Source organism: Okeania sp. SIO3B5 (assembly GCF_010692555.1).
GTDB lineage: Bacteria > Cyanobacteriota > Cyanobacteriia > Cyanobacteriales > Microcoleaceae > Okeania.
Map to the genome: position 1 here is coordinate 1 of NZ_JAAHHG010000066.1, position 24,116 is coordinate 24,116.

A 24,116-nucleotide genomic window follows, 5' to 3' on the forward strand; every position below is an offset into this window, starting at 1 on the left:
TTGCTGAATAAAGCTAAAAATCAGGATATATAAGGTAATGAAGCTTTTTATATTCAATTTATATCCTATGTTTATGGCTCTTATTTGCCTCAAAATACTGAAGTTTTCTGCTGAAATTCACGAAAATTTCTTCACATAAAATGGCCGAAACCCTTGCCTGTGCCCCCATCTCCGCGTCCCCGCGTCTCCGCGTCCCCGCGTCTCCGCGTCCCCGTGTCCTACCCCACCAACCAATTTATTCAGCAAACCCTATATATGGTGGTTGTGCGTAAGTTTTGAAACTGTAAAAGGATTTTTCCTGTGGAGTCGGTCAGGAAACAGGGTTGAAAAATGTCCGCGCCCAATTCTTGTAGTGCTATAAAATTGAGAATTATTTGACATCCTCCCCGGCCTAAAGGCGCGGGGATTCCTACCGAGCCGTAACTCCTCGGCGGGTTGACGTTTCACTGGCTGCTGCTACCTTGACGCTAGTCTTACGCTTACCTCCACGTCCGTTTAATGTCTCGGACTGCCCGCCCGCGACTAATATATTTATTGCTGCATTCTCGTCTAAGAACATGTTTTGCACCGCAGTTGAGGCACTCCCATTCTCGCACCTGAAGGTCTAGCTTGCCACCTTTAAAGCCACAATTTGAGCAAATTTGAGAAGTAGGCTCAAGGGCGATTAATTACTCTAAAATCGCGACCATATTTTTCTGTTTTTCCTTCTAGGAATGTTCTGAATTGTCTCCATCCTAAATCGGATATAGCCCTGGATAATTTACGGTTCTTAACCATACCAGAAACGTTGTTATACTTCTAAAACAACTGTTTGGTTTTCACGAATTATTTTAGTGGATATTTTATGTAGAAAATCTGTCCTTGTATCTTTCAGTTTGGCATGGAACTTAGCAATTCTAACCCGTGCTTTTTCATATCTTTTAGAACCTTTAGTTTTATTAGATAATGACTTACTTAATTTTCTTAACTTCTTAATTCGTTTCTTAAGTGGTTTAGGAGCATCAATTTTTGTACCGTCGCTCAATGTAGCAAAAGTAGAAATGCCTAAATCTATACCTACTGAATTATCAGTTTGAGGTAAGATTTCTGGTTGTATTTCTACTACAAAACTTAAGAAATATCTATTAGCTGAATCTTTAATGACTGTTACTGATGATGGAAGAGCAGGTAACTCTCACAGGCGATACAATTTTCAGCTTTCCAATCTTAGCGTTGCTAGGAACTTTATGTTGACCAACTTTAAATCCTCACGAGTGTAAACCTAGCAGTTTGCTTTGACTTTCTAATGCATAAATTTCGGAGGTTTAATAGGTCTACCTTTTCTTTGACCTTTAGTCGATCTAAAAAAGTTTTGATAAGCCTGGTTTAAATCATTTAAAGATTGCTGCAATGGTATAGCAGAAACTTCTGATAACCATTCTCTATTTTCAGTTTTTTTAGCTTGAGTAATAAAAAGCTTTTGTAACTCAGAATTAATAGGTTTCTTTTCTCCTAATTTATACTTTTCTTGGCAAGAAGCTAGACTATCATTCCAAACTACACGGACCGAACCAAATAGCTTTGCTAATCGGTATTTTTGTCCCGGTGTTGGATAGATACGATACTTAAATCTAGCTTTCATAATTTGACTCTTAAACTAACAACATGATAACATATTTATTGAAATCAAATCAACTAAAAAGTCGCCCGCTTATGGGCGAGGCTTTAAACCCAAATTTTCGGTAAACATAGAAGATTTATGACTACTCAAACTTTGATAGGCGATCACTTACTCCGTAAAGAAATTATAGGGTCTCGTCGTCTCAGTAATTACTTCTGGGCTGTAATTGTCAGTATGGGGGGTATTGGTTTCCTCTTATCAGGGATATCTAGCTATCTTAAAGTTAATCTATTATTTGTTGCTGACCCTAGCCAACTTAGTTTCTTACCCCAGGGAATAGCTATGGGATTTTATGGTGTGCTTGGTACCGTGTATGGACTCTTTTTGTGGTTAACTATTATGTGGGACGTTGGTGGTGGCTACAATGAGTATAACCAAGAAAAAGGCCAGGTGATAATTTTTCGTTGGGGATTTCCCGGTAAGAACCGTAAAGTCGAATTTACTTGTTCTGTGGAAAATGTGCAATCTATTAAAGTAGATATTAAAGAAGGTCTCAATCCCCGTAGAGCTATATATCTTCGTCTCAAAGACAGTAGGCAAATTCCTCTTACCCGTGTAGGTCAGCCATTGGCCTTGTCAACATTAGAAAATGAAGCGGCTCAACTGGCAAAGTTTCTTCAAGTTCCTTTAGAAGGACTGTAGTAGAAGGAAGAAGGAAGAGGGAAGAAGGAAGAAGGAAGAAGGAACAGTCTTACTTTGTCTGAGTTTTAAACTTTTGAACTGTCCGCGCCCTTTTCTTCGACTGCTATATAGTACCAACGATCAAACAAGGAATTGGAAAATGATGACTAAAATTAGCTATTTTCCCATCCTAGAAGCTACCTATACCTATCATTTTTTTCCTTTATTTCTTCTTTCTTTACTCTTGTGGCATGACTAGACCGCGCTTTGTATAAGTTATTTAGATTTTAGACTTAACTTGGGATGATTCAGAATTTCCAGATTACTAGGGATAGGTACTCTTGCTGCCTTTGAAAGAGTGCAGGAAAAATCTATAAAATCAATATTGAATGTCTAAAGTTCACGATAATAATTTTAGTGAAAATGCAAAGAAAAATCAGTCAGTTGTTATTGTCATTAATCATAGTAGTAACTTTGTTAGTAACAGGGTGTACTGCCACCTCTGTTCCTAATACAGAAGTTTCGACCCTATCAAGTCAAACAACATTAGATGCTAAGTACAGCAGTTTACCTCAGCTAAATGGTAAAGCAACAGTAGTAATGACTGTGAATTCCTCTCCTATTACCATAGAAGTCGATGGTACAAATGCTCCGGTCACAGCAGGTAACTTTATCGATTTAGTTCAAAAAGGGGTTTATGATGGGTTAGTATTTCACCGAGTAGTGCGCGAACCTCAACCTTTTGTAGTTCAGGGTGGCGATCCTCAAAGTAAAAACCTCAATATCCCCTTAAATAATTTAGGTACAGGAGGTTTTATAGACCCCACAACTTCTAGTGAACGTTACATTCCTCTGGAAATTAAACCTCAAGATGCTTCTGAACCTGTTTACAGTAACACTTTAGAAGAAGCTGGTATTGCACAACCACCTGTTTTATCTCATACAAGAGGAGCTGTAGCAATGGCTCGGTCTCAATTTCCTGACTCTGCTTCATCCCAATTTTATTTTACTTTAACTGACCTGCCATTCTTGAATGGTAACTATGCGGTATTTGGTTATGTGACACAAGGGATGAAAGAAGTGGTTGATAATATTGAAGCTGGCGATCGCATTGAGTCAGCTAAAGTTGTTGAAGGTCTGGAAAATTTAACCATACCTAATAGCAGCGAATCTTAATGAAGTCAGAAGTCATATCATGTCCGGTTGAATAGTTAGATTTTGGTGTACAGAAGGCAGGAGGCAGGAGGCAGGAGGCAGAAGGTTTTCTCAAGAGTGTCACCTTAATTTTATACACGCTCCGATGCTATCGGACATGATATCAGAAGTTAACCTACCCCTCGCCCCTCCCCCTCCCAGGAGCAGGGCTGTTTCATTCTCGATAGACACGGGGACACGGAGACACACCAGACACGGGGATAGAGGCTTTTAAACGACGTTGAACCAAATATTCTCTCAGAGCTTAAAAACGCGTACTTTGCTGAAAAATCGGCAAATTTTGGTAAATTTCTCTATTCTCCTATCCCCATTACTCCCATTCTCCCGCTCATCGTTAACTTGCGATACTTTGAAACAGCCCTGCTCCCAGGAGGGGAAGTAGGAGATTTGAGCTTCGCTCCAAAAATATTTCGCCAATCAAGGCAGGGTTTTAGACTCATATTATTTTGATAACTTAAATTGTGGAAGTTGTAGTTACGGGTATCGGTCTCTCTTCTGCCTTGGGGAACCTCGATAGAAGTTGGAAAAAACTGTTGGAGGGTAAGTCTGCTATTGAGTTACATCAACCTTTTGCAGAGTTACCTCCCCTACCTTTGGGTTTAATAAATTTTCAGCCTGTTAATTTAACTCAGTTAACCAAGGAAGTTGTAGAAACTGCTGTCAAATCTTCAGGTTTAAAACTGCCCCTACCTGAATGTGGTGTAGTCATCGGTTCTAGTCGTGGCTATCAAGGAATGCTGGAAAAATTGGCAAAAAAGCAGCTTATTGGAGATGATCGGCAAAACGATCTGGAAAAAGATGACACTTCATTTATTAATTTGTTACCCCATCAACCTGCTATTTTTGCTGCGAGTCAGATAGGTACAAAGGGCACTGTGCTAGCTCCGATGGCTGCTTGTGCTACAGGAATATGGGCGATCGCTCGTGCTGTGGAGTTAATAGAAACTGGTCAATGTCAACAGGCGATCGCTGGTGCTGTGGAATCTCCTATTACACCTCTGAGTATAGCAGGATTTAGAAAAATGGGAGCTTTGGCTCAAACAGGTGCTTATCCTTTTGACCGCAGTCGGGAGGGGTTAGTTTTGGGGGAAGGAGCTGCTGTTTTGGTATTGGAGTCTGCTGAATTTGCACGGCAAAGATCGGCTAAAATTTATGGTCAAATTCGGGGTTTTGGTTTGACAAATGATGCAATTTATGGTAACGCGCCGGATTTGAGTGGCAAAAGTGCAATGTTAGCGATCGCTCAATGTTTGGAAAGAAGCGGTTTATCTGCTGAAGATATTGACTATGTTCATGCTCATGGAACGGCAACTCAATTAAATGATCGTCATGAAGCTAATTTAATTCAGCAAATTTTTCCTCAGAAAGTGGCAGTTAGTTCGACAAAGGGAGCGACAGGCCATACATTGGGGGCGTCTGGAGCATTGGGTGCAGCATTTTGTTTGATGGCGATGGAACATCAGATTTTACCTCCCTGTGTGGGATTAAATGAGGCAGAATTTGATTTAGATTTGGTTAGGTATGCTCGTGAGTGTCAGGTGGAAAATGTTTTATGTTTGAGTTTTGGGTTTGGTGGGCAAAATGCGGCGTTGGTGTTGGGTAGGGTATAATATCATGGCTGAATAAACACTAAATGTAAAGTCATTGCGACTGGAACGGAGTGGAAGGAAGCAATCTCTTATATTTTAGATATTTCTCCTATTTATTCTTAATGATAACTATTCAACCAGACATACAGCGCTTTCCGTTGTTATGAGGTACACTCGCGCGGGCAAGATGCCCGCACTACAATATTTTCACGATTTATCCTGTACATCATTTGCCCGAAATCTGCTGTAATATGAGCGATCGCTTTAGGATACTGATAACTGAAATGACTGAATTTGAAGAATTAGATATTGTGGCATTAACTGAGGATAGACAAACGACTCATTTTGAAACAGGAGAATCTATTATTCTATAGCAATGAGCGCTCAGGTATTTACAATGTCCAGCTAAAAGTGCAGTCTAGAAGGGGCATACAAAAAATAATGTGTAAATATGCCAGCGCACATTGCTATATATAGAGGACAAGTAGGAACAATTGTTATGGAATACGATAATAATGTTTTTGAAGTAGATTTTTCTGATAATGATGGAACGACTTATGCAATGGAAACTATTCCAAGTAATCAAATAATGCGATTACATTATGAATTAGTAGAAGTTATTGCTTAATCCTCGAAAATTTTTAGCTATTAATTATTCTCAATCGGTATCAGATTTAAGTCTTTTCTGATACCTTTAAACTCTAATAATTATCTAATGGGTGGGTTTTTCTCACCCATAAAACTAACAAAAATTAATTACGCACCAACAGCTTTTTTGGCAGAATACATAACTTCTAAATAAATCTCGGCTACCAGGTTCTCTCGGAGGGAAACTTATCTTCAAATTAACTTTGATGGCATCTTTATTCAACAAACCAGTTTTCTAGTTTTAGATATTCAAAATTTTCAAAGTCAGCTATATTGTTAGTGACTAAAATTAGGTTGTTAGTGGCAGCAATAGAGGCAATTTGACCATCAATAAAACTAGCAGTTTCACCGATCTTAGATCATCTATTTCTCTCTTTTGCATGGTATTGTGCCGATTTTAAATCATAATCAAATACAGGGATATTTAAAATCATATCGTTAATATATTCCTCAAAAAAATTACGTCTCTTTGATTCTGGTAAACGCCAGCAACCATATAAAAATTCGTGAATGACTACTGTAGCTGTACAAATTTGTAATTTATTTATCCTCAATTTATTCACAACTTGGGGATGAGGAGAAGGGCGCATAGATTCAGAAATTATATTAGTGTCTAGCAAATAATTTAAACTCATAAATCAACCTCTCTCCCTGGAGACTTATCCCGTAAGTTATCAAAAGTATTATCATCAAAAATAATTCCTTCTTGTTCTATTTTGGCCCGAAATTTTTGATAGGCTGACCAAAAATCATTAACTTCTTTAATTTCTATTAAAATTTCTTTGTTATCTGGTAAATTTACTTCCTCTAATAACTCAATAATTTTGCCTTTTTTAATTCCTTTTACTAACATAAAATTAATTCCTTAAATATATGTTGCTTTTGATCTTGATACTTATCAGAATTTTTCAATTATAGCAATGAGCGTTCAGGTATTTACGAGGCACAGCTCAAAGTACATTCTAGAAAAGGTGTACAAAAAATAATGTGTAAATATGCCAGCGCATATTGCTATATCTTTCAAATCAGACTAAATTTAATTAACTATTAATCCTAAAAAAAGCCAGTTAGTGGAGGAATAATATCTTGCATAGGATTATTTTCAAGGAGTTAATAATGGCTGTAGAATTATTGCGACAACTATTTACTGTAGATCAGTATTATAAAATGCAAGATGCAGGAGTATTTACTGGAAATGAACGAGTAGAACTAATCAGAGGAGAAATTATCAAAATGTCCCCTATGGGTATTCGTCACTCAGCTTGTGTGAAACGTCTTGCCGAACTTTTCATTTTGCGTTTAGCACAGACTATTACTGTGGGAATTCAAGATTCTGTAAGATTGAATAATACTTCTGAACCACAACCAGATATCAGTTTGTTGCAACGACGATCGGATTTTTATGAGACTCAACAACCTCAACCAGAAAATGTATTTCTCCTCATAGAAGTTTCAGATACAACTATTAAATATGACCGAGAAATAAAAATTCCTTTATATGCTGAGAATAATATTGTTGAAGTTTGGTTGGTAAATTTGACTGAAGAATGTCTGGAAGTTTACCGACAACCTACTGCGAATGGTTATGAAATTGTGCAGACTTTTCAAAGGGGTGAAACTTTGACTATTCAAGCTTTGCCTAATGTGACTTTTACTGTTGATGAAATATTGGGAGATTAACAGAAATTTTTAATTAGAATATTTAGAATAAATATAATTTTTCAACCCATACAAATTCATAGGATTATTTTCAAGGAGTTAATAATGGCTGTAGAATTATTGCGACAACTATTTACTGTAGATCAGTATTATAAAATGCAAGATGCAGGAGTATTTACTGGAAATGAACGAGTAGAACTAATCAGAGGAGAAATTATCAAAATGTCCCCTATGGGTATTCGTCACTCAGCTTGTGTGAAACGTCTTGCCGAACTTTTCATTTTGCGTTTAGCACAGACTATTACTGTGGGAATTCAAGATTCTGTAAGATTGAATAATACTTCTGAACCACAACCAGATATCAGTTTGTTGCAACGACGATCGGATTTTTATGAGACTCAACAACCTCAACCAGAAAATGTATTTCTCCTCATAGAAGTTTCAGATACAACTATTAAATATGACCGAGAAATAAAAATTCCTTTATATGCTGAGAATAATATTGTTGAAGTTTGGTTGGTAAATTTGACTGAAGAATGTCTGGAAGTTTACCGACAACCTACTGCGAATGGTTATGAAATTGTGCAGACTTTTCAAAGGGGTGAAACTTTGACTATTCAAGCTTTGCCTAATGTGACTTTTACTGTTGATGAAATATTGGGAGCAGACACGGATTTAGCCACGGATGTACGGATTGATTTCTGAAAGAGAGATAGACATAGTGGGTTGGCACACTTATTCAGTTATCAGTTATCAGTCCATGAGAAACAAACTGTTTATCGCTGAGAAACGATCCTTTACCGCTATGAGTGAAGCTCCTTCCTGGTTTCTATAATTAAAAGCGCTCTGCACAGTTTTAGCTGTGTCGGTTCGGAAATAGAGGGTAAAGGACAAGTAGGAACAATTGTTATGGAATACAATAACAATGTTTTTGAAGTAGATTTTTCTGATAATGATGGAACAACTTATACTATGGGGACTGTTTCAGGGAATCAACTACACCCCTGTAAACTTTAGTTAATTCTCTATATCTGAAAAAAAATCGATTCGCTAAAGCGAGACTCGAAAGAGGAAAAAGAAAAAAGGGAAAAGGGGAAAAGGGGAAAAGAAAAGAGGGGAAGAATCCTAGAAAGGAGAGACAGGCGAGATGACGCGAAAACCGACATAGTAGAGGTAGTAGGCAACATAATGGTAGCGGCTGGCACACCGACAATCCCAAGAAAAGCTGTACCAGCTACCGTCACGAACTACTCTTTCACTACTACCCCCAGTTTCCCAAGCACTTCCATCAGTAGGCGCTCCATTATAATTTTTGTGCCAAACATCTTGACACCATTCATAGACATTCCCCTGCATATCATATAAACCAAAAGCATTGGGTGGGAAAATTCCTACATCCGTTGTTTCTCCTCGATATTTTCCTTTAGGAGCATTACCATAAGGATAGTTACCGTTGTAGTTAACTAACTCAGACGTTATAGTTTCTCCAAAATAAAAAGGTGTTGTTGTTCCTGCACGACAAGCATATTCCCACTGACTCTCACTAGGCAACCTGTAAATTTTCCTACTTTTCTGAGATAGCTTTTGACAAAATTCTGTCGCATCGTTCCAACTTACTTTTTCTACAGGGCGATTTTCTCCTTTAAAATACGAAGGATTATTTCCCATAATTGCTTGGTATTGCTTTTGAGTAATGGGATATTTGCTCATATAAAAAGGTTGGAGAGTGACTTTATGTTGCGGACTTTCAGAGGAATGTCTCTCAACCTCATTTTCTGGCGAACCCATAATAAAACTGCCCCCAGGAATATAAACCATTTCCAACTTTATTCCATTACCCAAATCTTCTATTTTTTGCCTAGCACTTCCCTGGGTGCGGTTAGTAACCTTACCAGAGTCGTTGACAGTTAAAACTTCAAAAGTAAATAGTTCCCCTTTTTCTGATTCTGCTGTTGATGGTACTTTAGGCAAATTAGAAGATTTATTCTCTGGTATTTTTCCCCACCCCAATAGCTGCCCTTTTTCTGATTCTGCTGTTGATGTTACTTTAGGCAAATTAGAAGATTTATTCTCTGGTGGCTTTTCCGACTTCCTTTGTGTCTGACTCCCAGTATTTTGTAACGCTCTTAACCTTCTTTCAACTTCTTCTCGTCTGCGTTGCTCATTCCTCAATAGCTCCCCTGATGTTACTTTAGGCAAATTAGAAGATTTATTCTCTGGTGGCTTTTCCGATACCCTTTGTCTTTGACTCCAAGTATTTTGTACCGATCTTAACCTTCTTTCAACTTCTTCTCGTCTGCGTTGCTCATTCCTCAGTTCCCTTTCCAACTCACTCACCTCAGTCGAAACTTGTCGCTTGGGAAAATATCTCACCATAAAATAAATCAAACTACCACCACCAACTATTACCGCACCATAAAACAACCGTACGAAAAAAACTGTAGAAAATTGTAACAGCTTTTATCTTGATATTGGATTAACCAATACAGGCGCTCTCGGCACAGCTCACTATTCCCTCGACAGTAAAAGCCCCTGGGAATTTCTTTCTGATTATCGCATATACTGCCATTGATATCGGCATTAATCACTTTACCTGTTCCACTTCTAAACAAACCGCGTTTGACTCGTTTTCCCACATAATTCTCATGGCACCTGGGCAATTCTAGGTCAAGTGCAGAAGTTTTACTGGTGTAACAATCTTGCTGTTTCCATAACTTTGATACCAGCAAGTTCACATTTATAAGTTATCTGTTGAATTAGCTTAGAGTGTGGTATTTGGGTAAAGTTTTGATTGTTTTTTTTACCGATGTTTGCACCCTGTTTCCAATTATCATTTTTTCCAATTACTACAGTACCTATATTACTCTTCACTAAATAATTAACAACTAACTTGCTGGTGTTATGCAGATAATTCTCGACAAAACGATTTCGGTGATAGGTTAACGCTTCAATCTTACTGGCTGAAAAGTAACTAAAGCTAAATCTATACTATAAGGAAGTCTTTCTATATTAGCAATCCGCCAGGGTTTCATATCTTTAGCAGTTTCGACGAAATTTTCTCCTTTTCCTTGCAAAACATGAGCTGCCGTTAGTACACTACAGACTCCTGGTTTTCCAGGTACAAAAAAACCAGTTCCATGCCCAGATTTATTGCTAATAATGACAATACTAGATTTGATTTTTTCCGGTGAAACAGAACAATTTGTCAAAGCTAGGGAGAGTAAAGTTAGACTAAGGATGCGAGGTAGAATTTTCATTTTATACAAACTCGGTTTCTATACTTTTTTTGATACTACTGGACTGTTTAATCCCACATTCCGCACCACAAAATGTAGCAACCGAAGGAGGAGTCAGGAGACAGCTATACTGGAGACAGAATTTGAGAAGAAAATCATAGCTGCCGTGATCGAGTACACGATCAAGTAAGTATTTATGCGTAAATTTTTTACTTCATTATTTGATCGACGAAAAAAGTAATTGAGATGATTTGTATAGTATAAATACCTACAAAGCTACGGATTTATATACTACTTTTAATGATACAAACTGAAGTGCGGAATGTGGGTTTAATCTAATAGAATAAACCTAACATTAGTAAGGTTTTGTTGGGTTTATCCTACGGATAAGCTACGCTAACACTCCGTACCGCTACTTGGTGTGCAAGCTACAACCCAACCTACATTTTTAGGCGTGTCTGTCTACTACAAGTTTTACTATTAGATTTATTGCTTGCTTAAGTTCAATATTTAGGATATCCAGTATTTTTTAATGCAAAATTAGTTCCTAAAAATCTCCTGATCGCTCAACTTTAAATTTGGCTCTAAATCTGAATATTCACCTAATTTATATTGTTTTTGTTTAATTAATTTCTCTAATCTCTTAACACGCTTTTCTCCAGCAGGATGACTAGAAAAAAAGTCCCAGCTTAATTTTTCTTGTTCTTTAAAGTTCTTAAAAAAATCTGTTGCCCCTGTCACATGACCATAAGTTTCATTTAATAACATTAATCCGAATTCATCTGCTTGATATTCTTGAGACTGAGAATAGCGAGTATTACTAATAGTTTCGATAATAACTCCTACACTATTAGCTAAAGTCGAATTATCTCCAAAAATACTAGCGATCGCAACTCGAATAGCTAAGGTTTTTCCTAAACTCCGAAGATGATCTCTATTGGCAAAATGTCCTAATTCATGACCTAAAATCATCATCAATTCATTTTCTGATTTAACTTCTTTCACTAACCCCTCAAAAATACCAATAACATCCCCAGGAATGGCAAAAGCGTTAACGTTTTTTTCAGGAATATAGATTACTCGATAATCCCTTTTTTCTGATAATTTATTATCTAGTTTAGACTCCAAACTATCTAATAGGTTATTTAAGATTTCTTGTTGAGGAGAATCTTTAGCTTTTTGTTCGTAAACCGGAACAATTAATGCTCCTAATTTTTGTTCCCAACTAATAGGAATTTGAGTAATTGCCCAATCAACTAACATCGATACAAAGCTAATCATTATGACAATAATCGCTGTAAAAATTCCTAATATAATTAAAAGTTGACGATTAGTTGGTGAGGGATTGCGATCGCTCATGAATTTGATTAATAATTAAGGAGTCAGGAGTCAGGAGTCAGGAGTCAGAATAAATAGGAATTATAGAGGAGTTATACCAATTTGATAAATGTTTGTTACAAATGGTAGAAGTAAGAAAGAAGGAAGAAGGAAGAAGAGGTAAATATTTAAAAAAAGGGAAAAAAGATAGAGATAACTTTTTCAAATGAACTGGAGCAGCTATTTTTAAGCATATCTGATCGATATCTACCTTTTTGTAGCATTCTTTTTTCAAATTGGTATTATACCATTTCTCAAAAAGAATACTATGTATGATTGGGTGGGGGAGTGTGGGAAGTGTGGGAAATGTGGGGAGGGGTTAAAAGTAGGAAAAATCTATACTAACCGACTAATAATTGTCAAAAAAATACTTTGAATCTTGGTAAATATTTGACTGTTGAAGTATAACTGAAGTATAGCATTGCTTTTGGGAATTGGTATTAGTCGGAAAAATTATCCCTGGATTTTTCTGCCATAATTATCCCAAAATACTAACTTTTTGACCTTGTTTCACCAAAAATGCTCAAGCTTTTATCTATCAATACTTTGATAATTAATCAGCAAATCTTAATCACTACTCTTGGTAGGACGGAAAGGATTTAAAAAGTTTAATAGAGGATAAATAGCGCGACTTTGAATCCATAAACTGCCTTGGCCACTAAACCGACAAACCAACCCTTCACCCCCTAAAATTCCTGTTTTTAAACCTTTAAATGATAAACCTCCAATCATCTCGACATTATAATTTAGGGTATCTTCAAAAGCCACAACATAACTGGTATCTACCACATAATTTTCTTCCACAGGAATTTCTAAAATACCCCCATAGGAACTAAACCAAAAATCCCCCCTTCCAGTAGCTCTTAATAAAAACAAAGATTCTCCACTAAAAAAGCCTTTAAATCCTTGAAATTTAGTATCTATTTCTACAGTATCACTACAGGCAACAAATCCTGATGATTGAACCAATAAACCACAACGATTCTCTAAATAATAATGTTGAATATCTCCAGGGACACCAGGGGAAATATAGAGTTTTCCTGACTGGTTTTGAGCGGTAAATTCACTAATAAATAAGGATTCACCACCCAACATTCTACCGACTCCTTTCATTAAGCCACCTTTGACCTTAGATTGCATTTTTATTGAGGTATCCATAGCTGCCATAGCTGAGGCTTCTACTAATACTTTTTGCTCCGGGTACAAATCAATAATTAATGAAGCATAAGCTGGAGAATGTTCAATTTTATAAGCAATTTTTGACATATATAGTCATCCTATTTTATTTGTGTATAAAAATCTTACTGCTTTTAGGGAACAGGGAACAGGGAACAGGGAACAGGTAGGATTTTCAGTTTTTTATCTACTTTTTGATTACCCGCAACTTATTTAGGATTGCTATATACAGTCATCCTATTTTATTGGTAAATAATAAATTTAAAACAGAGAATAGGGAATGTTATTTCAGTTATCAGTTATCAGTGCCCCCGCCCATCCCCCAAAATTGGGCGACTAGAGCAAGCAAATTGACTCTTGTTCCCCCCAAAGTTGGGGGGCTAGGGGGGCAAAATTCAGTATCAAAAAACTTTTCAGATATCCTCTAATTAGGGTTTGCTGAAAAAGTCTGATGGTAATGGTAGGCAACAGGGAACAGGCAACAGGCAACAGTTTAGACTACTGCTACGGCCAAATTTTCTGATACTCAGCAGAAAAATATGAGCATTTTGAGACCAAAAGAGCCAAAAACCTTGCACTTTTTTAGAAGAAAAAACCCTGAAAGCCTTAACTGGCATTGATTACAATTTTATTCAGCAAGCCCTAATTAGGTCTTGCAATTAAATATCAAAGCATTGACAGATAAATAGTAAAGCCTTTTTTAGATAGAAAAAAAATGCCTGATTTTCAGTATATTACGCTCAAAAAATCATCAGAAAAGGCAGAATAATTGCAGAAAAATCACTCTAACAAAATATCTGACTATCTCCTCTATAATTCTCCGACTACTCCCCCGCTCCCCTACTCCCCTACTCCCCTACTCCCCTACTCCTCCGCTCCCCTACTCCCCTACTCCCTAAAAATAAGCAAACCCTAATTATCTAGGAGGTAATTGAGAACCGATAACAGATCCAAAACTCCCTGGATTATGGGTTTGACAATAAACTTTGCCTTGACCTTGGAAACGACAGACAAAACCTTCACCGCCAAAAAATGCTCCCAACCAACTCGAATTAGCTTTATCAATACGAAAATCTAAACTTCTTTCAAAGGCGACAATATGACCAGTATCCACAATATAATCACCGTTAACATCTATTTCATAAATTCCTCCAAAAGAGGTTAAAATTACCGGACCATAACCCGTAACACTTAACCAAAAAATAGATTCTCCTGAGAATAAAGATTTCATCCCCTGAAACCCTAAATCAAGGTCTACATTGTTAGCAGAAGCAAGATAGGAAGCTGATTGGACGACTAATTCTTGACCCTTCATTTCATAAACTAGGATGTCTCCCATAAATTTAGGGGCTAGAAAAACTTGACCGTCGGGGGTAGGGGAACGAAAAACACTTAAAAAGAGAGATTCACCCCCTAACATTCGTTTCAGTCCTCCCATAATTCCCCCTCCTTTTCCTTGTCTGAGGGTAGTACTACTATTGACAAACCCACTCATAGCAACCATAGAACCTGCTTGGGCGACGATTTCTTCCCCTGCATTTAAGCTAACTTTGGCGATCGCATTATCGGGTTGATGTATTAGTTGAATATCCATGATTTTTTGAACTTTTTAACGGACTTTGGGTCTTAAGAATCGAACTAAACCCGCAATACTACGAGATTGCAAATAAATAACACCATTCCCTTTGAGTCGGTTAACTAATCCTTCTCCAGAAGTGACTGAACTAATCAAACCACCCGATAACCCAACACTCATTTTAATATTGGAACTATAAGCTACTAAATGGCTATTATCAACAATAAATTCCCCATCAATATTTTGCTCACTCAATCCCCCATAGGCCCCAAAAAAAACTGTTCCATGGCCACTTACTTTTAACTTAAATAATCCTTCTCCTGTAAACCAACTGGCAAACCCTGCCCACCTTACTCCTAGCTTAACTTTAGGGCTACTTGCAATGTAAGCCCCTGGTTGAAAACACATCTCATTTCCTGTTAATTCTAAACATTCAATATCCCCAATAATGGATTGGGTTAACGTAATATTTAAAGGTTGGGAGGTCTTGTTCTCAAAGAAATTAACAAATAGGGATTCACCCCCTAAAAATTTTCTTAATAAAGCTGGGAAAAAGCCCCCAGAAAACTTTGTTTTTATGGACAAACGACCATCCATACTGGTCATGGCTCCCGCTTCAGCTATAATAGTATCACCAGGATCTAAGGTGATGAAAATAGCTGCAAAGGCTGGTTTATATCTGATGTCATATTTCACTGCTGACACATAGTAATAGTTGCTTTATATATTATTACCATAAAATACGATTTTTTTGACCTTAATTTTCTATTAGACATCTCCAAAAATCAAAAATAAAATCAAATGTTTGTACCAGAAATTCATATAATTAATTATTCTCAAAGAGTTAGTAATGTCTGTACAATTATTGCGACGATTATTTACTGTAGATGAGTGTTATAAAATTCTGGAAGTAGGAATATTAACTGAAAATGAACGATTAGAAATAATCCGAGGAGAAATTATCAAAATGTCACCTATTACTCCTCCTAATGCACTAATGCAGCTTGTGTGATCCGTCTTAGCGAACTTTTCATTTTGAGTTTAGCAGAAACTGTTACTAAGAGAATTAAAAATCCTGTAAGATTGAATAATAATTCTGAAACAGTACCAAATATCGCTTTGCTACAAAAACTACCAAGTTTGTATTGGACTCAACAACCTCAACCAGAAAATATATTTATCGTCGTAGAGGTGTCAGATACAACAATTAAATATGACATGACCGAGAAGTAAAAATTCCTTGATATGCTGATAATAACATTGTTGAAGTTTGGTTGGTGAATATGACTGAAAAATGTTTGGGAGTTTACCGACAACCTACAGCGAATGGTTATGAGATTGTGCAGACTTTTCAAAGAGGTGAAAGTTTGGCAATTCAAGCTTTGCCTAATGTAACTTTTACTGTTGATGAAATATTGGGGGATTAATAGAAACTTTCAACATTTAGCTCTCCCAATAATGCTATGGTTTTGCCAATCAAATCGAATCATTAATTAACTTTATTTACTAGAAACTCTGTAAAATCTTTGCGTTTAATTGCTTTATTTAAAGAAGGATAGTCCTCTGAAGTGTTCAAATACTCATCTGTCCAAGTATCAATTTCTTTAATCACTTTAAAAATAACTTTACTATCTTCGGGTAAGCTTAATTCTTCTACATCTTTTACTTGATAAGTTGCTGTTTTTAGTTGTCTGATAGTAAATAGCATTGCAATGTGGAATTTTAAAGTTCTAATTGTTGTTTTAGATTTCTTAAGAGACTGATTCTTTAGACAATTCTTTACTTCTGAAAAATCTGGCGAACTAATACAATCTTCTATTGTTTTTACTAATTTAGCACAAAAGAGGTAAATTTTCATACTTATCGATTCATTAAATACTTTTTTATAGTTACTATCCGCTTTGATTATTGTGTTTGGGCTAGACGCTGCTCTATGCGGTTCACGAGAAACAATAGAAGTTATTGCCTGAGCTAAATAAGGAATTCCCACTATTTTTTTAGAATGTTTACCCGTATTTTTATAAAAATTTTTCCGACGATCATAAAATAAGTCGTGTCGTAAAAAGTAATCTTCTATATTTCTCTGGATAGAATCAGTAGCTCTTAAAGAAGATGCTTGAATCGGAGTTTGAAAATTAGTTGCTTTAATAATTTGATCTCTAGATTCCTGGTCTTCTGTAAAGATGATTTTAATTAGTATTGCTCTGTCATCTTGATTGTTCCGAACGCTTGATTTTTCGTTATTATTCTTTTTATTTAAAACATTCATGTATTGATATAAAATTGTCGTTGTTTGTAGACCATTTACTATTTGAACATCATCAAGGCTAATGACTTTTCCTTTAGTTGTTCCATTAGATGCTAGTATAGTTATACCATTATTCAACCACCAAAAATCTATATCTTTATGAGGGGAATCAAGAGAGTTTCTAATATCCTTGTTAACCTCTATATTATTACCTTGATAATCTCGCACATTTGACTCAAATATATACTTTCGTAAATTACCTTGTTCATCAGTCACAAATTGATAGTAATCTTTAAGCTTAGAGAGAATAATGTAACCTTTGTTTAAATTATTATCTGAATTGTTATCTAACCTAGATATATAATTTTCTATAAACTTTAATTCTAAATTATAGCTTTTCTCTTTCCTAGATATTTTAAGTAGTTCGCTGGCACCGAGAAACTTAAATTCTACCTCAGAAGATGAAGAAGATGAAAAATATTTTTTTGTTTGCTCTTTTAGTGTTTCAACTTTAAACTTTACTTGGCTATTAACTTGTGACGTATCCCCTTTGCTTGCATAGATATAATTAATTTTTAAGCTTGGATGCTTACTAGCTAAATTTCTATATAGTTTATGGAATATTTCTATCTTCTCTAGAAGCATCTCATTATAAATATTTTCTAGATTTTTTATGTCTAGGGATAAATCAAATAGTTTTTGTGTAGTGACAATAATCTTGTCTATGGCTGTCTCTTTAAATGATTGCGATGTTTTGCTTTGAATTAAGTAAACTTCTAGTTGTGGTTTTCTGGTAATATTTTTAATATCCTCTAATGAAGGAAGTTCATAAAATAGTTCATCGTTTACAAAAACAAAAAAACCATCTATACCTCCGTCATTACCTCCATCTACTCTACCAGAATCTATTTCTTCATTAGATAAATCATACTCTTTTAATGATTGTTCGAAAGAGAATAATTCAAAAAAATCTTCTTTTGAATTGTTAGATAATGTGTCATTAATTTTCTCTTCAATAATTTGATCAAGTATAATTAAATCGTTATTATTTGACATAAATTTTATGCTCTTATATAGTTATAGTAGTTATGAACATAATATACTATCAACTTATATTTATCCAAACTATTTAAAATATGTTTATATTTCATGTTGTGCAGCAAAACTCACCCTGCTGCACTAATCCGTACATTCGTGGCCAAATCTGTGTCTGCAAATGCAATCTAAAATTCAAACCTTACCAAAAGAAGTTGTCAATTTAATTGCCGCTGGAGAAGTGATTGATTCTTTAGCAGCAGTAGTAAGAGAATTAGTAGAAAATTCTCTGGATGCTGGTGCAACTCGCATCATAATTTCGATCATTTCTGAACAGTGGCGAGTACAAATTTCTGACAATGGTATGGGTATGAATTTAGCTAACCTAAAACAAGCAGCAAATCCTCATAGTACGAGCAAAATTACTAATCTTCAAGACCTCACAAAAATTACCAGTTTGGGATTTCGTGGAGAGGCGCTTCATAGTTTAGCTAATCTCTCAACTTTGGAAATATTAAGTCGTCCTAAGTCGCCTCTTTTAGAGAATGAAAATGAAGGTTGGCGTGTTGTTTATAATGAACAAGGAAAGGCTGTTGAAATTGAAAGAGTTGCTGTTGCTCCTGGTACTATTGTTAAGGTTTCTAATCTGTTTGGAAAATGGCCTGTACGCCGTCAAGGAATGCCTTCTTCGGCACAACAAATGCGAGGCATACAATTAGTTATTCAGCAAATAGCGCTTTGTTATCCTGATGTTACTTGGCAAGTTTGGCAGGGTAGTAAATTATGGATACAAATTAGTCCTGGCGCTACGGCAAAACAAATTTTACCTCAAATTTTATCTACGGTAAGATTGAGCGATTTACAGTATATTCAACAAGAAATTGATGAACAAGAAGCAGAAGAATTAAATATTGAAACATCAAGTTTTTCCCAATATCAAGATTCTCAATTTTTGGATAGACAATCATTAGAATTAGTCTTAGGTTTGCCAGATAGATGTCATCGCAGACGACCTGATTGGGTGAAAGTTGCTATTAATGGAAGAGTGGTAAAAGTACCAGAATTAGAACAAAAAATTATTAGTTCTTTAGCGCGGACTTGCCCTCGCGATCGCTATCCTATGTGTTTTATTCATTTTCAAATTTTTCCTCATCAAATAAATTGGAATCGTCATCCGGCTAAAACAGAAGTTTATCTTCATAATCTCAGTTTTTGGCAACAACAAATAGAGCTAGTAATTGCTAAGGCATTACAATTTAGTATGGAAGTAATGCCAGAATTTCCTTTATCAGAAAGGGTAGAAAAAATATTAAAAGTATCTGAAAAGACGGGGAATTATCAAACTCGTCGATCCATACAAATTTCCCCAGATAATACAGCAGAAAAAAATCAAGAATTTGGATTGATAGAACTCAAAGCGATCGCTCAATTACACAATACTTATATAGTAGCTGAACATCCGACTGGCATTTGGTTGATAGAGCAACATATTGCCCATGAAAGAGTTTTATATGAAGAATTATGTGATACTTGGGAAATAATTTCTTTAGAGCCACCAATTATTTTGCATAATTTATCTACATCTCAATTAGAACAACTTCAACGTTTAAATATAGAAGTAGAAACTTTTGGAGATTTCCTTTGGGCAGCTCGTACTGCTCCGGCAATTTTAGCTAAAAGAAATGATTGTGCTGAAGCTTTAATTGAACTGAGTAAAGGTGGCGATTTAGAATCTGCAAAAGTAGCTACTTCTTGTCGAAGTGCTATTAGAAATGGAACTCCTTTAAGCTTGCCAGAAATGCAAAGTTTATTAAATCAATGGCAACTTACTCGTAACCCTCGCACTTGTCCTCATGGCAGACCAATTTATTTATCTTTAGAAGAATCAGCTTTAGCTCGTTTCTTTCGGCGACATTGGGTGATAGGAAAAAGTCATGGAATTTGAAGGAAGAAGGAAGAGGGAAGAAGGAAGAAGGAAAGAAAGAAGGAAGATTTTATCGTAGGGGTTTGGTTTCCCAACCCACTGCAATAATGCAGAATAAATCAGAAATTTGTAATATTTTTTCGTAGAATTTTGCGTTTCCAAACTCAAAGGAAGAAGGAATAATAAATAGGGTTTGCGCTCAAAAGTCTTTTTGCTCTTTGTAGGAGACAGGAGACAGGAGAAATGGCTTGGGAGCGAGAAAGTAGGAGTAAGAATTGTAGCTTGATTTTTCTGTCCAACTATGCGCCTAAAATACTAACTTTTTGAGTGTTTTAGACGTGATACCAGGTACTTTTTTAGACCCAAAAAAGGCTAAAGTCTTTATATGTCAATGCTTTGATATTTAATCAGCAAGCCCTAAATAAGGAAGTTTTAATATTTTTGTAGGGGGTTTGCTTTCCCAACCCAAAGCAAGAAGTTGCAATTTACAGAATTGCCACAAAAAAAATATTTAACTGTCTATAGACTCATCTACTTTCTTTATTTCTTCTTCTTCCCTCTTCCTTCTTTCTTATTCCTTGTTAATGACAATCCCAATTATAAAGAACTGTAGAAAAATCTAACACTTTTAATTGAGAAGGTTTAATAAAAAAATCACCAATTCCTGTATCTTCCCAACAAATATCATTTGTTTAGCCATAATAATGTTGATAATCTTAATCAATTTGTAATAATAAAATACAATCTTCATATTCAGGATTAAAACGAGAATACTCTTGAGTAAAATCAGGATAACCCTCTAAATTATGCTGATTTATATTAATCCAAAAATACTGACTAAACCAGAGGCTATAAATGTCTAGTAAATTATCATAATTAAAATTAGGAAAATACCGATTAAAAGCTGCATCATTTGTATGTACAGGTGAATAATAATGGGTAAAACTTAAGTTAAACTCATCCCTTAAGCAGGTACACAAAATTAATTACGCATTTCCTAAAAGTCAAAGCCTGATATTATAAGGATCACAGTGATAGAGAATAAGCAAATAATTATGTGTAGTTGCCTATAGGAGTTTCCTGATGCTCTTCTAAAAAATCAAAAGTAGTTCTGTAAATATATTGATAAAATTATGGTTATGGCGATTACTAACGCTTTTAATTATGACAACTGATAACTGAAATTACTAGGTATTAATATGAATCATTCCAAATATCAACAGTTATTTTATTCAGAAATTAATCAATCTGATGAAAAAATAGATTTAGCTAAAGCTGCTCTTTATTTAGCTTTAGAATATGAACCAAAATTTGACCCAAATGAATATCTAAATGCCCTGGATACAATGGCAGATGAAGTCCGAGAAAAACTACCAGAAACACTTTACCCTCTACAAATTATTAAAAGTATTAATAAGTATCTCTATGATGATTTAGGTTTTGCTGGAAATACAATTAACTATTACGATCCACAGAATAGTTTTCTGAATCAAGTAATAGAAAGACGTACTGGTATTCCAATTACTTTATCCCTAGTTTATCTAGAAATTGCTAATAGAATTAATTTTCCGATGGTTGGTATTGGAATGCCAGGACATTTTTTAATTCGACCTGATTTTGAAGAAGCTGGTATATATGTAGATGCTTTTAATCGAGGTGAAATTCTTTTTCCTCAAGATTGTCAAGAAAGATTGGCCAGTATTTATGGTCGAGGGGTAGAGCTACAACCTCAGTTTTTGGCAAAGGTAAGTAAAAAACAATTTTTAGCACGAATGTTGACAAATCTTAAAGGAATTTATTTGAATCGAAATGAGGGGTTAAAAGTTATTGCAGCTATCGACCGGATTTTATTATTATTTCCTGATGCGATTGTAGAAAAGCGAGACCGAGGCGTATTATATTATCAGTTAAACTATTGGGCAGAAGCTCGTCAAGATTTAGAGAGTTATCTAGTAAATCTTCCTCAAGCAGAGGATGCAGAGATAATTAGACAATTACTGGCTAGTATGAGTCAAGATTTATAACTGAATATGGCAAATTTGGGGAACCCGATATCTCATATTTCAGACCTTAGATACAAGAGTGAAAATAAATTGAACAAATGTAATTATTAATTTTGAGGAATAGCAGAATGAAAAATATTTTAAATTCAGGGGAGTCTAGCAATAAATCCAAAAATTTTGCTGATTTTAATCAAGGAATATCAAAGTTTTTCTACCTTTTTTTTGCCGGATTTTTGGCAGTTATTAGTAGTATTTTAATATTTACCGCTCAACCAGCAGATGCTATAGATGAAATTAAAATTACCTATGACGGTTTGAATATACCTATATTTATTGCCGATCTAGTAACTTTTGCTGAGACAGGAGAACAGTCTGAGCAATTAAAGTCACTGTTTTTAACTGCAAATGCTAGTCAGGAAAATATTGATACAGTTCGGGAAATTTTAAATTATAAATTAGAGGTTGAAGCTGATTTTGTAAATACATTATTAGAATCCCGCTATGGCAAACTTGGTGTGGAAGAATTTAGTCGTTATTTTTCTCCAGATAGTAATGTATCTCAAGTAACTAACGATATTATTGATACAGTTAATCGAATGATTAGTGATGGAGAAATATCATTTTTAGAAATGGTGCAAGAGTTTAAATGGACAGATAAAATTGTGATTGATGCTAAAGGTATTGAAACATTTTTTGTAGAGACTATTGATTTTGCGAAAAGAGGACTAGATTTTCTCAAGGCCCAGCCACAGATACAAAAATTATTCTGTGAGTAGTCTCCATGGAAGGAAGAAGGAAGAAGGAAGAAGTAAGAAGGCAGAATGAAAAATTTGGTGTTGTCTGAGTTTTCAGCTTTTGATACGTCAAATACAGCAATGGTGACTGTTATAATAATTAACAATTAATAATTAATAATTAATTGTTGAAAACCAATTTTTTGTCAGAAAATTTGAGGAATTAAACCCAATATCTGCCCAGGAAATAATAAGAGAAAATTGAAAATAAGGAGTTGACTTTTATTCTTTTTTATTCTTCCTTTTCTTGTAGAAAATTTCCAGTTCTGAAACACTAAAGATAAGTAACTTAAGGCGGTATTTTTTTTATTTTAACTGCTTGAATAAATGATTCAGATGCAGATGAAAAATAAGAAGTACCTGCACCTAAATTGTCTATTTATTTAGGGCTTGCTGATTAAATATCAAAGCATTTACAGATCAAGGTTTTAACCTTTTTAAGTATCAAAAAGTAAAAGTGCGAGGTTTTAGGTGGTAATAGTTCAAAAATTTAGGATTTTGGTCATAGAGTTAGGCAGAAAAATCAAGGGACGATTATTCCTACTATCTTCTCTATAATTAGGGCTTGCGCTCATAAATCTCAAATCATTTGCAGATAAAGGTTTGAGTAATTTTGATGGTCAGAAATACCTTGGTTTTCAGCTCTTCATGCTCAAAAAGTTGGTATTTTGGGCAAGAGTTGGGTAAAAAAATTCTCCCCTACTCCCCTACTCCCCTTTTCCCCTCCTGGGAGGGGGAGGGGCGAGGGGTGGGTTCCCTACTCCTTAAAAAAGACTTTTTCAGCAAACCCTAATTATTTCTCCTGACTCCTGACTCCTCCCTTTATCAAAAGACTTATTGAACAAACCCTATTTATAGTATTGCTCTTCTGCTACTCTCTTCAAACGTCGCAGTTGAGCTTCCATATCTGCTTTTGTCCATGAGGCAGCAAACTGATTAAAACCGAATTTAATCACAGGATTAGGTATCTCAAATTCAAAACGATTTAATAAACAAGTACCTTCAACTTCTGGTTGACATTCCCAGCGATCGCGACCTTGAAAAAAGCCCTTAAATTCCCAGACAATTAAACCAGGTTCTCGTTCTGCCACAACACTATCTAGAGAGGGATGTAGAAAGGGAATATTTATGATAAATCTACTACGACTTCCCACAAAAGTATCCCATTTTCCCACAGGTTCACAACGTAACATTGGATTTAACCACTTGTGCATGAGAATGTTATTAGTAATACAATCCTCCACAATAGTGGCACTGGCACGAATTAAAATAGATTGCTCAAAAACTTGACTAAATGACATAGTTACCTTCAAGCTATAAGGCATATATTGGTAATCTCATTAGGTTGCTAATTT

Annotated in this window: 28 protein-coding genes and 2 pseudogenes; 13 read left to right on the forward strand and 17 right to left on the reverse strand. The window is 35.4% G+C overall.

Annotated elements, in window-relative coordinates; genetic code table 11:
• Positions 1-409: 409 nt before the first annotated feature.
• From F6K54_RS11740 to F6K54_RS11755, 5 genes and pseudogenes are all read right to left on the reverse strand, one after another.
• A complete protein-coding gene (locus F6K54_RS11740; protein ID WP_293077630.1) occupies positions 410-559 on the reverse strand; it encodes a hypothetical protein in 150 nt (49 codons plus the stop codon).
• Between the two features lie 40 nt (positions 560-599).
• A pseudogene (locus tag F6K54_RS42840) lies at positions 600-665 on the reverse strand (hypothetical protein); the annotation flags it as partial.
• Entirely contained in the window at positions 655-777 is a 123-nt protein-coding gene (locus tag F6K54_RS11745; protein WP_293077632.1) for a hypothetical protein, read from the reverse strand. The gene F6K54_RS11745 and the pseudogene F6K54_RS42840, both read right to left, overlap by 11 nt.
• 13 nt (positions 778-790) lie before the next feature.
• Complete coding sequence (locus tag F6K54_RS11750; protein WP_293077691.1) at positions 791-1,141, reverse strand: transposase; 351 nt, start codon at positions 1,139-1,141, stop codon at positions 791-793.
• 141 nt (positions 1,142-1,282) lie between these two features.
• Positions 1,283-1,621: a transposase gene (locus F6K54_RS11755; RefSeq protein WP_293077634.1), complete on the reverse strand. Its 339-nt coding sequence runs from the start codon at positions 1,619-1,621 to the stop codon at positions 1,283-1,285.
• 117 nt (positions 1,622-1,738) lie between these two features.
• Here F6K54_RS11755 and F6K54_RS11760 point away from each other — a divergent pair, with 117 nt between their 5' ends.
• From F6K54_RS11760 to F6K54_RS11775, 4 genes are all read left to right on the forward strand, one after another.
• On the forward strand, positions 1,739-2,302 hold the full coding sequence (locus F6K54_RS11760; protein ID WP_293077636.1) for a photosystem I assembly protein Ycf4: 564 nt from the start codon (positions 1,739-1,741) through the stop codon (positions 2,300-2,302).
• Positions 2,303-2,704: 402 nt separating this feature from the next.
• Positions 2,705-3,457, forward strand: a complete 753-nt coding sequence (locus tag F6K54_RS11765) for a peptidylprolyl isomerase (protein ID WP_293077638.1) — start codon at positions 2,705-2,707, stop codon at positions 3,455-3,457.
• A 500-nt stretch (positions 3,458-3,957) separates the two neighbouring features.
• Positions 3,958-5,106 (forward strand): beta-ketoacyl-ACP synthase, encoded by a 1,149-nt coding sequence (locus tag F6K54_RS11770; protein ID WP_293077640.1) that lies wholly within the window; start codon positions 3,958-3,960, stop codon positions 5,104-5,106.
• A 430-nt stretch (positions 5,107-5,536) separates the two neighbouring features.
• The gene (locus tag F6K54_RS11775; protein ID WP_293077642.1) at positions 5,537-5,713 is read left to right on the forward strand and encodes a DUF4926 domain-containing protein; all 177 of its coding nucleotides are present in this window, start codon (positions 5,537-5,539) and stop codon (positions 5,711-5,713) included.
• 379 nt (positions 5,714-6,092) lie between these two features.
• Here F6K54_RS11775 and F6K54_RS11780 read toward each other — a convergent pair whose 3' ends face one another.
• Both F6K54_RS11780 and F6K54_RS11785 read right to left on the reverse strand, forming a co-directional pair.
• A complete protein-coding gene (locus tag F6K54_RS11780; RefSeq protein ID WP_293077644.1) occupies positions 6,093-6,368 on the reverse strand; it encodes a PIN domain-containing protein in 276 nt (91 codons plus the stop codon).
• Positions 6,365-6,586: a hypothetical protein gene (locus tag F6K54_RS11785; protein WP_293077646.1), complete on the reverse strand. Its 222-nt coding sequence runs from the start codon at positions 6,584-6,586 to the stop codon at positions 6,365-6,367. Before F6K54_RS11785 ends, F6K54_RS11780 begins: the two co-directional genes overlap by 4 nt.
• 263 nt (positions 6,587-6,849) lie before the next feature.
• Here F6K54_RS11785 and F6K54_RS11790 point away from each other — a divergent pair, with 263 nt between their 5' ends.
• The 3 genes from F6K54_RS11790 (at position 6,850) to F6K54_RS11800 (ending at position 8,409) form a co-directional block, all read left to right on the forward strand.
• On the forward strand, positions 6,850-7,413 hold the full coding sequence (locus tag F6K54_RS11790; RefSeq protein ID WP_293077648.1) for a Uma2 family endonuclease: 564 nt from the start codon (positions 6,850-6,852) through the stop codon (positions 7,411-7,413).
• An 84-nt stretch (positions 7,414-7,497) separates the two neighbouring features.
• Positions 7,498-8,097, forward strand: coding sequence for a Uma2 family endonuclease (locus F6K54_RS11795; RefSeq protein ID WP_293077649.1), 600 nt, complete (start codon positions 7,498-7,500; stop codon positions 8,095-8,097).
• 171 nt (positions 8,098-8,268) lie between these two features.
• Complete coding sequence (locus F6K54_RS11800) at positions 8,269-8,409, forward strand: DUF4926 domain-containing protein (protein WP_293077693.1); 141 nt, start codon at positions 8,269-8,271, stop codon at positions 8,407-8,409.
• A gap of 108 nt (positions 8,410-8,517) precedes the next feature.
• On the opposite strand, the gene F6K54_RS43750 is transcribed toward F6K54_RS11800, so the two are convergent.
• The 7 genes from F6K54_RS43750 to F6K54_RS11835 all read right to left on the reverse strand — a co-directional run bounded on the left by F6K54_RS43750 (position 8,518) and on the right by F6K54_RS11835 (position 15,453).
• On the reverse strand, positions 8,518-9,768 hold the full coding sequence (locus F6K54_RS43750) for a formylglycine-generating enzyme family protein (RefSeq protein WP_375341966.1): 1,251 nt from the start codon (positions 9,766-9,768) through the stop codon (positions 8,518-8,520).
• A 306-nt stretch (positions 9,769-10,074) separates the two neighbouring features.
• Positions 10,075-10,344 carry an IS200/IS605 family accessory protein TnpB-related protein gene (locus F6K54_RS11810; RefSeq protein ID WP_293077694.1) on the reverse strand — a complete coding sequence of 90 codons (270 nt, stop codon included), beginning with the start codon at positions 10,342-10,344 and terminating at the stop codon, positions 10,075-10,077.
• Positions 10,332-10,649 (reverse strand): hypothetical protein, encoded by a 318-nt coding sequence (locus F6K54_RS11815; protein WP_293077651.1) that lies wholly within the window; start codon positions 10,647-10,649, stop codon positions 10,332-10,334. Before F6K54_RS11815 ends, F6K54_RS11810 begins: the two co-directional genes overlap by 13 nt.
• A 519-nt stretch (positions 10,650-11,168) precedes the next feature.
• The gene (locus F6K54_RS11820) at positions 11,169-11,987 is read right to left on the reverse strand and encodes a M48 family metallopeptidase (protein ID WP_293077653.1); all 819 of its coding nucleotides are present in this window, start codon (positions 11,985-11,987) and stop codon (positions 11,169-11,171) included.
• 585 nt (positions 11,988-12,572) lie between these two features.
• The gene (locus F6K54_RS11825; RefSeq protein ID WP_293077654.1) at positions 12,573-13,271 is read right to left on the reverse strand and encodes a TIGR00266 family protein; all 699 of its coding nucleotides are present in this window, start codon (positions 13,269-13,271) and stop codon (positions 12,573-12,575) included.
• A gap of 826 nt (positions 13,272-14,097) precedes the next feature.
• Entirely contained in the window at positions 14,098-14,775 is a 678-nt protein-coding gene (locus F6K54_RS11830) for a TIGR00266 family protein (RefSeq protein WP_293077656.1), read from the reverse strand.
• A 15-nt stretch (positions 14,776-14,790) separates the two neighbouring features.
• Positions 14,791-15,453 (reverse strand): TIGR00266 family protein, encoded by a 663-nt coding sequence (locus tag F6K54_RS11835; protein WP_293077696.1) that lies wholly within the window; start codon positions 15,451-15,453, stop codon positions 14,791-14,793.
• Between the two features lie 154 nt (positions 15,454-15,607).
• Between F6K54_RS11835 and F6K54_RS11840 the strand changes: the two genes are divergently transcribed.
• Genes F6K54_RS11840 through F6K54_RS11850 form a run of 3 tightly spaced genes read left to right on the forward strand, consistent with a single transcriptional unit; the run spans position 15,608 to position 16,184 of the window.
• A complete protein-coding gene (locus tag F6K54_RS11840; protein WP_293077658.1) occupies positions 15,608-15,769 on the forward strand; it encodes a hypothetical protein in 162 nt (53 codons plus the stop codon).
• Between the two features lie 23 nt (positions 15,770-15,792).
• A complete protein-coding gene (locus tag F6K54_RS11845; protein WP_293077660.1) occupies positions 15,793-15,990 on the forward strand; it encodes a hypothetical protein in 198 nt (65 codons plus the stop codon).
• A gap of 50 nt (positions 15,991-16,040) precedes the next feature.
• Complete coding sequence (locus F6K54_RS11850; RefSeq protein WP_293077662.1) at positions 16,041-16,184, forward strand: hypothetical protein; 144 nt, start codon at positions 16,041-16,043, stop codon at positions 16,182-16,184.
• Between the two features lie 62 nt (positions 16,185-16,246).
• On the opposite strand, the gene F6K54_RS11855 is transcribed toward F6K54_RS11850, so the two are convergent.
• Entirely contained in the window at positions 16,247-18,061 is a 1,815-nt protein-coding gene (locus F6K54_RS11855; protein WP_293077664.1) for an AIPR family protein, read from the reverse strand.
• A 160-nt stretch (positions 18,062-18,221) separates the two neighbouring features.
• Between F6K54_RS11855 and mutL the strand changes: the two genes are divergently transcribed.
• Entirely contained in the window at positions 18,222-19,985 is a 1,764-nt protein-coding gene (mutL, locus tag F6K54_RS11860) for a DNA mismatch repair endonuclease MutL (RefSeq protein ID WP_293077666.1), read from the forward strand.
• A 560-nt stretch (positions 19,986-20,545) separates the two neighbouring features.
• Here the strand turns inward: mutL and F6K54_RS11865 are convergent.
• A pseudogene (locus F6K54_RS11865) lies at positions 20,546-20,944 on the reverse strand (DUF1963 domain-containing protein).
• A 219-nt stretch (positions 20,945-21,163) separates the two neighbouring features.
• Here F6K54_RS11865 and F6K54_RS11870 point away from each other — a divergent pair.
• Positions 21,164-21,988 carry a SirB1 family protein gene (locus F6K54_RS11870; RefSeq protein ID WP_293077670.1) on the forward strand — a complete coding sequence of 275 codons (825 nt, stop codon included), beginning with the start codon at positions 21,164-21,166 and terminating at the stop codon, positions 21,986-21,988.
• Between the two features lie 107 nt (positions 21,989-22,095).
• Complete coding sequence (locus tag F6K54_RS11875) at positions 22,096-22,743, forward strand: alpha/beta hydrolase (RefSeq protein ID WP_293077671.1); 648 nt, start codon at positions 22,096-22,098, stop codon at positions 22,741-22,743.
• A gap of 866 nt (positions 22,744-23,609) precedes the next feature.
• Here the strand turns inward: F6K54_RS11875 and F6K54_RS11880 are convergent.
• Positions 23,610-24,062 carry an SRPBCC family protein gene (locus F6K54_RS11880; protein WP_293077673.1) on the reverse strand — a complete coding sequence of 151 codons (453 nt, stop codon included), beginning with the start codon at positions 24,060-24,062 and terminating at the stop codon, positions 23,610-23,612.
• Positions 24,063-24,116: the final 54 nt, after the last annotated feature.

Coding starts and splice junctions, on each gene's coding strand:
- F6K54_RS11780 (WP_293077644.1), bottom strand. CDS start 6,368: ATGAGTTTAAATTATTTGCTAGACACTAATATAATTTCTGAATCTATG.
- F6K54_RS11870 (WP_293077670.1), top strand. CDS start 21,164: ATGAATCATTCCAAATATCAACAGTTATTTTATTCAGAAATTAATCAA.
- F6K54_RS11875 (WP_293077671.1), top strand. CDS start 22,096: ATGAAAAATATTTTAAATTCAGGGGAGTCTAGCAATAAATCCAAAAAT.
- F6K54_RS11760 (WP_293077636.1), top strand. CDS start 1,739: ATGACTACTCAAACTTTGATAGGCGATCACTTACTCCGTAAAGAAATT.
- F6K54_RS11755 (WP_293077634.1), bottom strand. CDS start 1,621: ATGAAAGCTAGATTTAAGTATCGTATCTATCCAACACCGGGACAAAAA.
- F6K54_RS11740 (WP_293077630.1), bottom strand. CDS start 559: ATGTTCTTAGACGAGAATGCAGCAATAAATATATTAGTCGCGGGCGGG.
- F6K54_RS11840 (WP_293077658.1), top strand. CDS start 15,608: ATGTCTGTACAATTATTGCGACGATTATTTACTGTAGATGAGTGTTAT.
- mutL (WP_293077666.1), top strand. CDS start 18,222: ATGCAATCTAAAATTCAAACCTTACCAAAAGAAGTTGTCAATTTAATT.
- F6K54_RS11815 (WP_293077651.1), bottom strand. CDS start 10,649: ATGAAAATTCTACCTCGCATCCTTAGTCTAACTTTACTCTCCCTAGCT.
- F6K54_RS43750 (WP_375341966.1), bottom strand. CDS start 9,768: ATGGTGAGATATTTTCCCAAGCGACAAGTTTCGACTGAGGTGAGTGAG.
- F6K54_RS11785 (WP_293077646.1), bottom strand. CDS start 6,586: ATGTTAGTAAAAGGAATTAAAAAAGGCAAAATTATTGAGTTATTAGAG.
- F6K54_RS11830 (WP_293077656.1), bottom strand. CDS start 14,775: ATGGATATTCAACTAATACATCAACCCGATAATGCGATCGCCAAAGTT.
- F6K54_RS11745 (WP_293077632.1), bottom strand. CDS start 777: ATGGTTAAGAACCGTAAATTATCCAGGGCTATATCCGATTTAGGATGG.
- F6K54_RS11825 (WP_293077654.1), bottom strand. CDS start 13,271: ATGTCAAAAATTGCTTATAAAATTGAACATTCTCCAGCTTATGCTTCA.
- F6K54_RS11795 (WP_293077649.1), top strand. CDS start 7,498: ATGGCTGTAGAATTATTGCGACAACTATTTACTGTAGATCAGTATTAT.
- F6K54_RS11850 (WP_293077662.1), top strand. CDS start 16,041: ATGACTGAAAAATGTTTGGGAGTTTACCGACAACCTACAGCGAATGGT.
- F6K54_RS11790 (WP_293077648.1), top strand. CDS start 6,850: ATGGCTGTAGAATTATTGCGACAACTATTTACTGTAGATCAGTATTAT.
- F6K54_RS11765 (WP_293077638.1), top strand. CDS start 2,705: ATGCAAAGAAAAATCAGTCAGTTGTTATTGTCATTAATCATAGTAGTA.
- F6K54_RS11880 (WP_293077673.1), bottom strand. CDS start 24,062: ATGTCATTTAGTCAAGTTTTTGAGCAATCTATTTTAATTCGTGCCAGT.
- F6K54_RS11820 (WP_293077653.1), bottom strand. CDS start 11,987: ATGAGCGATCGCAATCCCTCACCAACTAATCGTCAACTTTTAATTATA.
- F6K54_RS11775 (WP_293077642.1), top strand. CDS start 5,537: ATGCCAGCGCACATTGCTATATATAGAGGACAAGTAGGAACAATTGTT.
- F6K54_RS11855 (WP_293077664.1), bottom strand. CDS start 18,061: ATGTCAAATAATAACGATTTAATTATACTTGATCAAATTATTGAAGAG.